Source organism: Paenarthrobacter sp. NPDC089714, from assembly GCF_044748905.1.
Taxonomy (GTDB): domain Bacteria; phylum Actinomycetota; class Actinomycetes; order Actinomycetales; family Micrococcaceae; genus Arthrobacter.
Genome location: NZ_JBIVGX010000005.1, coordinates 201,835 through 213,885, shown reverse-complemented (window position 1 = coordinate 213,885; position 12,051 = coordinate 201,835). Strand labels below are relative to the sequence as shown.

The following is a 12,051-nucleotide window of genomic DNA, read 5'->3' as shown; positions in this document are numbered from 1 at the left end:
CCAGTCCTACCTGCTGGCCGCGGGCACCAGGACCCAGAGCACCTCCACCGTCTCATCCGTGGGGTTGATCCAGGTGTGGGGCTCGCGGCCCGGGAAGGAAAGGGTATCCCCCTCTTCGAGGTCATATTCCTCGTTGGTCAGGATCAGCTTGATCCTGCCTTTGACGACGTGCAGCACGTCAACATCGCAGTCCACGGCATAGAGTTCGTTTTCGCCACGCCCCCGCGGCTCGATGGTTGCCTGCAGGATCTGGAGCCTGCGCTCGGAACGCGCCGTCAGCAGCCGCTCCACAATGCCCTGGCCACCCAGGGAAATGCGCGGTCCATCGTCGCGCCGCGTCAGATGCGTTTCGGGCGCTGCGAACAAGTCGCCAACAGACACGGACAGCACCTGGCACAGCGTCACCAGCGAGGCCACTGACGGTGAGGTGAGGTCCCGCTCCACCCTGCTGAGGAAGCCTTTGGTCAGTCCCGTCGCGTCTGCAACCTGCTCGATAGTGAGCCGCTGCGCCTGCCGGGCTGCACGGATTCTGGAACCGATGGCAACGGGAACATTGCTGGGTTCAACGGGTAGAGCCTTCATTCACAAAACCTTTCAGGCCCGTCCGGGAGGCCCTGTCATTGGAGCCAATAGTAGCCGGACAGCCACGGCAAAGACCCAGAATCCGCGGAACCATGACCAAACCACCTTGACTGTTACTCCCATCACAACATATCCTCATAGGCAACAAGTGTTGTCTGTGAGGCACACAACACACGTCCAACTCCGTTCGTCAGCACAGAGACTTCGACGCCCTGCAGGAGTATCGTCGAATACCCCAACCTCCGTGCATCAGCTCCAAGGAGCCACTCATGGACTCTTCGTTCATCAACATCGCCATTGTGGTGGTGTATTTGCTTGCCATGCTGGCGTTCGGCTGGTGGGGCAAGTCCCGCACCAAGAACAACAGCGACTTCCTGGTGGCCGGCCGCCGCCTGGGACCGTTCCTCTACACCGGCACCATGGCCGCGGTTGTCCTGGGTGGCGCATCCACCGTTGGCGGCGTTGGCCTGGGCTACAAGTTCGGCATCTCCGGCATGTGGCTGGTGGTGGCCATCGGCGCCGGCGTCCTCTTGCTGAGCCTGCTGTTCGCCGGCACCATCCAGCGCCTGAAGATCTACACGGTCTCGCAGATGCTGAGCCTCCGCTATGGAAGCAAGGCCACCCAGACCTCCGGCATCGTCATGCTGGCCTACACCCTCATGCTCTGCGCAACCTCCACCGGCGCCTACGCCACCATCTTCGTGGTCCTTTTCGACTGGGAACGCTGGCTGGCAATCGCCGTGGGCGGTGCGATCGTGCTGGTTTACTCCACCATCGGTGGCATGTGGTCCATCACCCTTGCTGACCAGGTCCAGTTCATCATCAAGACCGTGGGCATCTTCCTGCTGATGCTGCCGTTCGTCATGAACGCAGCCGGCGGCCTGGACGGCATCCGCCAGCGCGTTGATGCAAGCTTCTTCCAGATCGACGGCATCGGCCTGCAGACCATCATCACGTACTTCGTGGTGTACACGCTTGGCCTCCTGATCGGCCAGGACATCTGGCAGCGCGTCTTCACGGCAAAGACCCCCACGGTTGCACGCTGGGGCGGCGCAACCGCCGGCGTCTACTGCATCCTCTACGGTGTAGCCGGCGCCCTGATCGGCCTCGCCGCACGCGTGGCCTTGCCGGACATCGACGTGGCAAACCTCGGCAAGGACGTTGTCTACGCCGAGGTGGCAACGCACATCCTGCCCATCGGCATTGGCGGCCTGGTCATGGCAGCTGCCGTTGCCGCGATGATGTCCACCGCCTCCGGCGCACTCATTGCCGCGGCCACAGTGGCTCGCGCAGACGTTGTCCCGTTCGTCGCAAGCTGGTTCGGCAAGACCATCAACACCGACGACACGGAGAACCCCGAGCACGACGTCAAGGCGAACCGCTACTGGGTCCTGGGCCTCGGCGTCCTGGCGGTCCTGATCTCCATGGCGGCCCAGGACGTGGTCGTGGCCCTCACCATCGCATACGACATCCTGGTAGGCGGCCTCCTCGTCGCCATCCTCGGCGGCCTTGTATGGAAGCGCGGTACCGGCATCGCGGCAGCCTGGTCCATGGCCGTGGGCTCGGTCCTCACCCTGGTCCTGCTGATCCTCTTCGCAACGGGTGTGATCGAGAGCGCCGACGGCGTCTACGCGAACGATCCCATCTACTGGGGCCTCGGCGCTTCGTTCGTGACGTTCGTGGTGATCTCTCTGCTCACTCCGCCCACCGATGCCGCCGTCCGCGCGGCGTGGGACAAGCGGGTTGCTGGAGCCATCTCGGATGAGCTCCCGCTGGACGCCCACCCGGTCACCAGCCACAAGGCCTGACAGGCTCGATTCACTGCGGTAAACCAAGCAATTCACGACGGCGGCGCCACCCTTCGCGGGGTGGCGTCGCCGTTTGCGTCGTCCCCGGCATCCACAAGCACACCCACCCCCATTGCGGGGAGGCATTAGGATAGGACGCAGCTTCAAGAGATGTGGCGCCAAGCTCCGACTGGCCGCACACCAACCCCATGTTCACGGGTGGTTCGGATGAGGAAGCGGCCCGCCCCGGACCAGAGACAACCGAGCGGGCAAGAGCACTCCCACCAAGGAGCAGTCCTTGCCGTACCAGGCTGAAACCAGCACGATCCAAGATCCCGCACACCGAGCAGGCGCATCCCAAGCGGCTTTGATCAACGCCAGCCCCATCGAAAGCGCCGCCCCCGCAGTCCGGGTGATTCCCGTCGTCGATCTCGTCCACGGCACGGTGATCATTGCAGCGCGCGGCCGCGCCGAACGCTTTCACCACCCCGAGCCCCGGCTGCTGGCCGCGGCGTTGGCACGGTCCGTCCGCGCCGCGCGTTGGTGTTCCGCGTCGCAGACGCTGACGGTGACCGTTGCCGCCGTCGGACGTGCCGCCGGGCGCGAGCGGCTCTTCAACCTGGTGCCGGCCGCCTAGGAGTCGTCGCCGTCGCCGCGGAATTCTTCCTCTGCCTCATCGAGCGGCACAATGCGCTCGTCGTCGTCCGCCACCTCGCCTTCCTCTGCCCAGGCCTCGTCCACTTCCTGGTCCTCGTTGTAGTCGTAGGCCGGATCCGATTCGATGGTTGCCCGTTCCGGGTGGTGGGGATGTGATTCGGTGCTCATGCTGCAACCTCCGTCCGACGGGCCGCACCAGGCGGTCCACTGACCGATGTGCGGGGAGTGCCCCGCCCCTGTCTATCCATCTGAGCACCGCCTCAAGGAGGGGTCAAGGGAGGGTTGCCGACGGCCGCAGCGCCGCTGCAGCAGGGTACGGAATTAAGGCATGCCGAACATTCCCGCTAAGGAATACCAGCCAAAAATCCCCGGAAATAAGCGGTACAGTGGGCGGTGCAAAGGGGCCGTAACCGTCCCATCAAGCCCAGGAGAAACAGTGCAACAGCACCAGGAATCCCACGGTCCGTCGAGCCCCGCTCCGGCCCCCCACCCCGCAGACGAAGCCCCGCGAACACCCACGCAGTCGGATATCCGGCGCTGGCGGCAGTACCTGGCAGACGAACGGGCCGAGGCCGCCGTCTACCGCGAACTCGCCCAACGCCGTGACGGCGAGGAACGCCAGATCCTCCTGGCCCTGGCAGAGGCGGAAGGCCGGCACGAAGCCCACTGGCTCAAGCTGCTCGGGGAACACGCCGGCATGCCCAAGGCGGCGTCCGCACGCAGCCGGCTCCTCGGTTTCCTGGCGCGGCACTTCGGATCCGTCTTCGTCCTCGCGTTGGCCCAACGTGCTGAGGGGCGCTCCCCCTATGGCACCGACCCGTACGCCACCCCCGCCATGGTGGCCGACGAGCAAATCCATGAGGAAGTTGTCCGCGGCCTCGCAACCCGCGGCCGCAACAGGTTGTCCGGCACGTTCCGCGCAGCGGTTTTCGGCGCCAACGACGGCCTGGTCAGCAACCTTTCCCTGGTGATGGGCATGGCCGCGACGGGCGTTTCCAGTGCCGTGGTGCTGATGAGTGGCGTTGCCGGCCTGCTGGCGGGTGCGCTGTCCATGGGTGCCGGCGAGTACGTCTCCGTCCGGTCGCAACGGGAACTGCTCAACGCCACCCTTCCCACCCAGGCCACGTTGGCCGCAGCGCCGTCCTTGGACGTGGAGCACAACGAACTCGTCCTGGTGTACCTGGCGCGCGGCATGACCAGGGAAGCTGCTGAACACCGCGCCGCCGAGCGCCTGGGGCTCTTCAGCTGCGACTGCGATCCCAGCCTTTCGCTCCAGCCAGAGAAGGAAGAGGTGGCGGACGAGCACGAGACCGTCGGTTCCGCATGGGGCGCTGCCATGTCGAGTTTCTGCTTCTTCGCCTCGGGCGCCATCGTCCCCATCCTGCCATTCGTCTTCGGCATGGTCGGCTGGAACGCGCTGATCCTGGCCGGAGCGCTGGTGGGCATTGCACTTCTGGCGACGGGCGCCGTCGTCGGGCTGCTCTCCGGAACGTCCCCGCTGAGCCGTGGCCTCCGCCAGCTGGCCATCGGCTTGGGCGCCGCAGCTGCCACCTACGGACTGGGCCTCCTCTTCGGAGCGGTGATCGTCTAGGCCTCGCCGGCATGAATAGACGGGACCACCCCGGTCCCGTAATGTTGGTTCGTCCTCTGCGCCGCCTGCGTGAACGGGGCCTGAGGAATGGAGAACCGTGGACACCGAGCATGGGGAGTCGCATGCGCAAGAACCCCGCCGTGCCGGCAAGGCGCTGCGTTTGCTCCTCGGCCTGGTCATGGCGGTGGTTGCGGCTGTAGTCGCCGTCCTGGTCAGCGGTTTCCTGCACGGCGATCCACGCATTACGGCCCTGGTCCCGGGCGCCGCCCTGCCCAACGCCCAAGAAGGCGGACCAGGCACGCACAACCCGGCGCGCGCCCTCAACGCTCCCCCGCCCGGGCTTGAAGAGGCCGATGCCCCGCTGGCGTCACCTCCCGCGCCGGCCTTCACGAGCGATTCATACAAGTTCCTGGCGACGAACGACGACGGCACACCGGTTGGCTATTCGCCGTGCCGGCCGCTGCACTACGTGGTCAATGACGCCTCGGCGCCCGCGGGAACGGATGGGCTGCTCCAGACTGCCTTGGCCAACGTCTCCGCCGCGACGGGCATCCAGTTCGTCAATGACGGCACCACGGACGAGCTGCCCACTGCGAAGCGGGAGCCCTACCAACCGGCGAAGTACGGCGAGCGCTGGGCACCGCTGCTGATTTCCTGGACCACGCCGGAGGCCGCACCCGCGCTGGAGGACAAGGTCATTGGCACCGGTGGCAGCACCATGTATTCGCTGAACAAGGGACCCAAGAGTTACATCACGGGCAGCTTGGAACTCGATACGCCACAGATCTCCGAGCTCCTCGCCGAGGAAGGCGGCTCGGATTACGTCCTGGCCGTCATGCAGCACGAACTGAGCCATGTGATGGGGCTGGACCACGTGGATGATCCGGTGCAGTTGATGTATCCGGAGATCGGCGCACCCGATGGTTTGGCTGACGGAGACCTGACCGGCCTGCACCTGCTGGCGTCTGCCCCCTGCCGCAAGGACATCTAGGCCCGCTCTTGGCTGGAGCCGGACCATGGACTTCCCGGCGGGCGCGGTCCTATGCTGTCCCCAACGGCCGACGGCGGCGCCCCAACCGCGGTTCCGGGCCGTCGCGTCAGGGGGTTCGATGGAACCTGATGGGTCGCCACAAGGGCCAGACCCCTATCCCCCGCCGCGTCATCTCCCTCCTGCGCAAGGACCGCTGCAGCAACCCACTCCACAGATCAGGCACCGCACCGTGGCCGCGGTCTTCTTCTTTTTCGGGGTCCTGGGATTGGTCTGCGCAGGTGCCTATTTCGGCGGAGACCTGCAGCCGCTGTGGGGTTCGTCCGCCCCGCAAAGCCAGTCCCCGCGCCCGGGGGTGCTGCCGTTCGGCCAACGGGAAGACCCGGTTCCAGGGCGGGAGGAGGCTGACGCTCCTCTGGGCGCACCCGCGCCCTTGCAGCGGAGCAGTACGGCCTACAAATTCCTGGCGGTCAAGACGGACGGAACACCCGTGGCCTACTCCCCCTGCCGCCCCATCCATTACGTGGTGAACTCGACTCTGGCTCCCGCGTCCTGGCAGTCCTTGGTCGAGGAGGCTGTGCGGCAGGCCAGCCTGGCGACGGGACTCCACTTCGTTTACGACGGCCCCACCTCGGAGCAGCCCACCAGCAACAGGGCCGGCTACCAGCCTGAAACGTACGGCGACCGCTGGGCTCCCGTCCTGATTGCCTGGACCACCCCGGAGCAGGTCCCACGGCTCACGGGCCAGACCGTCGGACTGGGTGGCAGTTCGTCGATCGGACTGAGCAACGGCTACAAGGCCTATGTCACCGGCACGGTGTCCCTGGATGCGCCGCAGTTCGCCGGAATCATGGGGTCCTCCCAGGGCCGCGAGATCGGCGTGGCAGTGATCATGCACGAGTTGGGACACGTCCTGGGCCTCGACCACGTGGATGATCCCCGCCAGCTCATGTACGACCAAGCCTCATGGGTGCGCCAATACGCGGCGGGCGACCTGACGGGCCTGGCCAAGCTCGGCTCCGGTCCGTGCAGCAAGGACTTCTAGCGCTCCTTTACACGACGCCCGGCCCGTCCGGCCACGATGTCCACCGCTTCCTCCACAGTGTCCACCAGGAAGATCCGTTCAGCCATGGGCCTTCCCGCGGCCAGGCTTTGCAGCATGGGCCACGCGGGGAAGCTCCGTTCCCAGTGCTCGCGTCCCACCAGCACCATGGGCGTGACGGTTTCCGGCGCACCGTAGTAGTTCTCGCACGCGTCCTGGAAGATCTCCTGCACGGTCCCGGCCGAGCCCGGGAGGAACACGATTCCGCCGTTGCACAGTTCCAGAAGGATGGCCTCCCTGATGGCGTTCGCGAAGTACTTGGCGATGTGCGTCGCAAACAGGTTGGGTGGCTCATGACCGTAAAACCAAGTGGGAATGCCCAGCGTGGCGGTGCCTTCCGGATGATGGTCGACGACGGCGGCGGCCTCGCGCGCCCAAGCCGTCACCGACGGCCTGAACCCCGGAACGACGGCGAGCGCCTGCAGCGCCGCGCGGAAGTCGTCGTCGTGCGTTTCGCTCAAGTACGCACCCAGGTTGGCCGCTTCCATGGCACCAGGCCCGCCGCCCGTGGCGACCGTGAGACCGGCCTGGGCCAGGAGGCGTCCCAGTCGGGCGGCGTCGGCGAACTCCCGGGTGCCACGCTGGGCTGCGTGGCCGCCCATGACTCCCACCAGTTTGGAACCCGCGAAGGACCCATTCCGGAGTGCCGCGTCCAAAGCGTCGCCGATCGCGTGGTCATGGAGTGCTGCGGCGAGGGTCGCATCAAGGCTTGAGCGCTGGCCCGGAAGGATGCTCCACTGGTAGACCCTGGCGTCCAGCGTGTCCTCGTACTCAGTGGCGGAGATGTGATCGTAGAGCTCCTGTGCGGTGTAGAGGCTGCCGCGGTAGGGGTTGAACGGGACTCCGCGCAGCTTGGGGAAGATCAGGGCGCCTCGGCCCCGGAGGGTGTCTTCCACGCCGTCGTCGAACGTACATCCCAGGAAGATGGCACCCTGCGGACTGAGGGAGAGCAGTTCCCGTGAGCGTCCGCGGAGGTCCAGGGACTGGGCGTGCCAGCCATGCATCGAAGCCGCTCCGGCGCCAACCAAACGGTCGAAGTGAACCACGCTTTCGACGTCGAGCGTCCGGGGGCTGGGGTTCAGGGAGCCGGAGGGATTCATGGTTTCAGCGTAGTGCGCGGGAAGGTTACACCGCCGTTTGGGGCCCGGGACACCGGCCGTGCATCATGAAGCATGACCAACACTTCCGGCGCTCCCACGCGCATCGGTGTCCCCGTCCGCCTCAGCAGCTCCGACGCCCCGGACGCCCGGGTGGGCGAGGCCAATGAACTGTTCGTGTTCATTGTCGAGCTGCTGCGTGAGGCCGGCGCCGAGCCGGTGCTGCTGACCCCGGAATCCGTGTTGGACACAGAACTGGGCGCGCTGGACGGGGTGCTCTTGCCGGGCGGCGGCGACCTTGACCCCCGGCTGTATGGCCAGGAACCGGTGGAAGCCGTGTACGACGTCAACCCCGAACAGGACACGCTGGACCTGGCCGTTGCGCGCGCAACGCTCGACGCCGGGCTGCCGCTCCTTGGCATATGCCGCGGACACCAGCTCCTCAATGTGCTCTATGGGGGAACGCTCATCCAGGACATGCTTCCGTCCACCGTGGTGCACAGCGGCCTGGATCCGGATGATGCCGCCGCGAGCGAGTGGGCGTGGCATGACGTGGTGCTGGCCCCCGGCTCCCGGACCGCTGCCCTCTACGGCTCCACGGACGGCACCACGGTCAAGATCGCTTCGGGCCACCACCAGGCCGTGGCTACCGTCGGCGAGGGCCTGGCAGTCACAGCCATTGCCGACGACGGCACCATCGAAGCACTGGAAGATCCCGACCGGTGGGTGACGTCCGTGCAGTGGCACCCCGAAGCAGCCCAGCTCCCTTCCGCCGAGCGTCTCCTGCCTTTCAGCGCCTTCGTAAAAGTGTGCCGGAGAGCTACCCAGGACCGGCCCGGAGGAGTACAGTAACGCTCACTGCATCAGTTCCCTTACTTTCTGGGGACCTGGAGCGCACAATTACATTCGAATGACGTCGCAAGGGCGTCTTAAGTTCGCCGGCTGGGGGGCCCAACGTCTGCTCAAAGGAGCATTGTTGTGGTCCGTTCAAAACCCGCCAATCCACACCGTCATCCGAAGACTCCCGCTTCCCTCCTTGGCATCCTGCTGACTTCCGCTCTGGCCTTCGGCGGGCTTGTCCTCGGCGGCGCCGCGCCGGCAGCCGCCGCAGTCCCACCCTGCGCCGGAACCGGCGGGGCCATGCAGATCGTGGCCCACACCGACGACGACCTGCTGTTCCTCAGCCCCGACTTCATGCGGGATATCCAGGCCAAACGCTGTGTCCAGACGATCTTCACCACCGCCGGGGAAGCCGGCGAAGGCGCCTCGTACTGGCGCGGCCTCGAGGCAGGCATCCGTGCGAGCTACTCCAAGATGGCCGGCGTCGCCGACTCGTGGACCACCTCCGACGCCGGTGTCCCCAACAGGCCGCTGACCATGCAGACGCTCAACGGGGCACCCAACATTTCCGTGGTGTTCATGCGGCTCCCCGACGGATTCCCCGATGGCGATGGCAGCGCCGCGTACAACGACCAAAGCATCCTGAAACTCTGGGACGGACGCCTCTCCTCCATCCGGCCCGTGGACAACGCAGCAACGTTCACCAAGACGCAGTTCCAGAACGCCCTCAACCGCTTGGTGGCCAACTTCCAGCCCACCACGTTCCGCACGCAGGACTGGACCGGGAACTTCAACAACCCCTACGACCACAGCGACCACTGGGCCACGGCAAAGTTCGCCCAACTGGCTACCCGGAGCTACACCGGTCCGCACACCTCCATCGCCTACGACGCGTATGTGATCGACGAGTATCCGCAGAACGTGACGGGTGCTGATCTCACGGCCAAAGTGGATACCTTCGTGCGGTTCGCCGACTTCGACATGTACATCTGCAGCAGCCCCGGCGAGGGCTGCCCGGACTCTCCCTACGACGAATGGCTCAAACGGCAATATGTCACGGCCATCGAGTGGGTAGGAAACGCTGCCAAGTTGGCGGGCACCACCGTCACGGCTTCGTCCCAGAAAGCTGCAGCCCAGAGCCCCGAAAAGGCACGCGACGGGTACTTCTGGGGCGCGCCGATGGACGCTACCCGGGAGTGGGTCACCGCCAGTGAAAAAACCGGCAGCTGGATCCAGTACAACTTCTCGCCCACGCGGACCATCAACGCGGTGACGCTCTCGGACAGGCCTGTCCTCACTGACCAAGTGACCGGCGGCAACCTTACCTTCTCCGACGGCAGCACCGTGGCGGTCCCGGCCTTGCCAAACAACGGCTCAGCCCTGACAGTCAACTTCCCGGCGCGGACCGCGAGCTGGGTACGTTTCAACATCACCTCAGTCAGTGCGGGCACCACCAACGCCGGCCTGTCCGAATTCGAAGCGTACGTCACTGCTGACACCGTGGCGCCCGTCGTCACGGCCACACCGCCGGGCGGAACCTACGCCGCCGGCCAGGCCATCACCCTGGCAACCAACGAGACCGCCACCATCTACTACACCGTGGACGGCAGCACACCCACCACGTCCAGCCCCAAGTACTCGGCCCCGATCACCCTCAACGGTGCGATGACCCTGAAGTACTTCGCCGTGGATGCAGCGAACAACTCCTCCGCCGTCGCCACGCAGATGTACTCAACCGGCCCTGACGTCACCAAGCCCGTGGTGACGGCCAACCCGGCCAGTGGAGCCTACGCGGCGGGAACCAAGATCGCGCTGACCGCCAACGAGCCGGCCGAGATCCGATACACCACGGACGGCACGGATCCGCTGACAGCAGGACTTGTGTACAGTGCACCGGTCACCTTCAACGGCCCCGGCCCCCTGACGTTGAAGTACTTCGCCAAGGACACGGCAGGGAACACCTCCGACGTCGCTACCCAGACGTACACAGTGCCCCCGGACACCACGGCACCGGTGATCACTGCCAATCCCACCGGCAGGGCTTTGGCCAGTGGGGCAACCATCAGCCTCGGCGCCAATGAGCCGGCCACGATCTACTACACCACCAATGGAAGTACCCCCACGGCTACCGAATCGGCGACCAACCTCAAGTACACGGCCCCGATCGTCATGGGCAGCTCCACGCTGACGCTCAAGTACATCGGCGTGGACACGGCCGGGAATACCTCGGCAGCGGGAACCCAGACCTACACCGTGCCCGCAGCCGGACCGCCGTCGGCCCATGACTTCAACGGCGACGGGCGTGCGGACGTCCTGGCTGCGGACACCGCAGGCAACCTCTACCTGTATCCGGGCAACGGTTCCGGCGGGCTCCTCCCCCGGCAGGTGGCCCTGCCCGCCCCTGCGTGGTCCTCGATCACGGACACCATCACTCCGGGCGACTTCAACAGGGACGGCAAGAACGATCTCCTGGCCCGTGCCGGGGACATCCTGTACTTCTACCCCGGTGACGGTGCAGGCAGCTTCGGCGCAAGGACCCAGGTGAGCACGGGCTGGAGCACCATGACCCAACTCTTCTCCCCCGGCGACTTCAGCGGCGACGGAATCCCTGACTTCATGGGCCGGCGCAGCAACGGTGAGCTCCGGCTGTACGAGGGCAACGGAAACGGTGGCCAGCGCACCCCGTACACAGTCGGCACCGGCTGGGGCATCATGAACGCCATCTTCAGCACCGGCGATTTCAACGGAGACGGCAAAGCCGATGTACTGGCGCGCCGAACGGATACGGGAGCATTATGGCTGTATCCGGGCAATGGCTCCGGAGGTTGGCTGCAGTGGAACCAGATCGCTACGGGCTGGAATACGCGCACTGCACTCGCCGGCCCCCGGGACCTAAGTGGCGACGGCAAGAACGACGTCCTGGGCCGCATTGGAGACAACTTGTGGCTCTACCCCGGATCGGGAGGCGGAACTCTGGGAAATGTGCCGCCGATCAGCCTGGGCGCGGGTTGGCAGGGGATGAAGGTCATCGCCTGAACAACCCCCACTGAACCTGGCGCGGGTCGGAGTTTTCCCCCAGACTCTTCCGGCCCGCGTCAGCCACGTCCGACCCTCTCTCACCAAACCGCCCTCTCCCACCGACCCTCTCTCACCAAACCGCCCTTCCCCACCGACCCTCTCTCACCAAACCGCCCTTCCCCACCGACGCTCTCTCACCAAACCGCCCTCTCCCACCAACGCCCTCTCACTTGCCTCAAGAAAGCCAACCGCAGGAAGGCCCGACGGCGGCACTCACCCGCGTGCCGACGTCGGGCCCTCCTGCGGCCGATGAGAGACCGTTCGGTCGATAGGGGCATTGGATGAGAGAGGGACCGGTCAAAAGGGGCATTAGGTGAGAGAGGGACCAT

At 65.8% G+C, this 12,051-nt stretch carries 10 protein-coding genes and 1 riboswitch; of the genes, 7 read left to right on the top strand and 3 right to left on the bottom strand.

Features of this window, described 5'->3' with window-relative positions:
• Nucleotides 1-6: 6 nt before the first annotated feature.
• Complete coding sequence (locus ACIPY3_RS11825; protein ID WP_018777077.1) at nucleotides 7-582, bottom strand: helix-turn-helix domain-containing protein; 576 nt, start codon at nucleotides 580-582, stop codon at nucleotides 7-9.
• 269 nt (nucleotides 583-851) lie between these two features.
• Between ACIPY3_RS11825 and ACIPY3_RS11820 the strand changes: the two genes are divergently transcribed.
• Nucleotides 852-2,390 (top strand): sodium:solute symporter, encoded by a 1,539-nt coding sequence (locus ACIPY3_RS11820; protein WP_400334211.1) that lies wholly within the window; start codon nucleotides 852-854, stop codon nucleotides 2,388-2,390.
• Nucleotides 2,391-2,531: 141 nt separating this feature from the next.
• A riboswitch (SAM riboswitch) is annotated at nucleotides 2,532-2,651 on the top strand.
• 16 nt (nucleotides 2,652-2,667) lie between these two features.
• Nucleotides 2,668-3,006 carry a hypothetical protein gene (locus ACIPY3_RS11815; RefSeq protein WP_400334209.1) on the top strand — a complete coding sequence of 113 codons (339 nt, stop codon included), beginning with the start codon at nucleotides 2,668-2,670 and terminating at the stop codon, nucleotides 3,004-3,006.
• Here ACIPY3_RS11815 and ACIPY3_RS11810 read toward each other — a convergent pair.
• Nucleotides 3,003-3,194 (bottom strand): hypothetical protein, encoded by a 192-nt coding sequence (locus ACIPY3_RS11810; protein WP_400334207.1) that lies wholly within the window; start codon nucleotides 3,192-3,194, stop codon nucleotides 3,003-3,005. The genes ACIPY3_RS11815 and ACIPY3_RS11810 overlap by 4 nt on opposite strands.
• 268 nt (nucleotides 3,195-3,462) lie before the next feature.
• Between ACIPY3_RS11810 and ACIPY3_RS11805 the strand changes: the two genes are divergently transcribed.
• The 3 genes from ACIPY3_RS11805 to ACIPY3_RS11795 all read left to right on the top strand — a co-directional run bounded on the left by ACIPY3_RS11805 (nucleotide 3,463) and on the right by ACIPY3_RS11795 (nucleotide 6,650).
• Nucleotides 3,463-4,617: a VIT1/CCC1 transporter family protein gene (locus ACIPY3_RS11805; RefSeq protein WP_400334204.1), complete on the top strand. Its 1,155-nt coding sequence runs from the start codon at nucleotides 3,463-3,465 to the stop codon at nucleotides 4,615-4,617.
• A gap of 154 nt (nucleotides 4,618-4,771) precedes the next feature.
• On the top strand, nucleotides 4,772-5,608 hold the full coding sequence (locus tag ACIPY3_RS11800) for a matrixin family metalloprotease (RefSeq protein WP_400334362.1): 837 nt from the start codon (nucleotides 4,772-4,774) through the stop codon (nucleotides 5,606-5,608).
• A 229-nt stretch (nucleotides 5,609-5,837) separates the two neighbouring features.
• Nucleotides 5,838-6,650, top strand: a complete 813-nt coding sequence (locus ACIPY3_RS11795) for a matrixin family metalloprotease (protein WP_400334201.1) — start codon at nucleotides 5,838-5,840, stop codon at nucleotides 6,648-6,650.
• Here the strand turns inward: ACIPY3_RS11795 and ACIPY3_RS11790 are convergent.
• A complete protein-coding gene (locus tag ACIPY3_RS11790; protein WP_400334198.1) occupies nucleotides 6,647-7,807 on the bottom strand; it encodes an LOG family protein in 1,161 nt (386 codons plus the stop codon). The two genes, ACIPY3_RS11795 and ACIPY3_RS11790, sit on opposite strands and share 4 nt — an antisense overlap.
• Nucleotides 7,808-7,879: 72 nt before the next feature.
• On the opposite strand from ACIPY3_RS11790, the gene ACIPY3_RS11785 reads away from it, so the two are divergent.
• Entirely contained in the window at nucleotides 7,880-8,656 is a 777-nt protein-coding gene (locus ACIPY3_RS11785; protein WP_400334195.1) for a gamma-glutamyl-gamma-aminobutyrate hydrolase family protein, read from the top strand.
• A gap of 126 nt (nucleotides 8,657-8,782) precedes the next feature.
• Nucleotides 8,783-11,680 (top strand): chitobiase/beta-hexosaminidase C-terminal domain-containing protein, encoded by a 2,898-nt coding sequence (locus ACIPY3_RS11780; RefSeq protein ID WP_400334193.1) that lies wholly within the window; start codon nucleotides 8,783-8,785, stop codon nucleotides 11,678-11,680.
• Nucleotides 11,681-12,051: the final 371 nt, after the last annotated feature.

What these genes read in the sequence shown, in the direction of transcription:
- ACIPY3_RS11790 (WP_400334198.1), bottom strand. Translation starts at nt 7,807, where the DNA reads ATGAATCCCTCCGGCTCCCTGAACCCCAGCCCCCGGACGCTCGACGTC.
- ACIPY3_RS11810 (WP_400334207.1), bottom strand. Translation starts at nt 3,194, where the DNA reads ATGAGCACCGAATCACATCCCCACCACCCGGAACGGGCAACCATCGAA.
- ACIPY3_RS11785 (WP_400334195.1), top strand. Translation starts at nt 7,880, where the DNA reads ATGACCAACACTTCCGGCGCTCCCACGCGCATCGGTGTCCCCGTCCGC.
- ACIPY3_RS11820 (WP_400334211.1), top strand. Translation starts at nt 852, where the DNA reads ATGGACTCTTCGTTCATCAACATCGCCATTGTGGTGGTGTATTTGCTT.
- ACIPY3_RS11825 (WP_018777077.1), bottom strand. Translation starts at nt 582, where the DNA reads ATGAAGGCTCTACCCGTTGAACCCAGCAATGTTCCCGTTGCCATCGGT.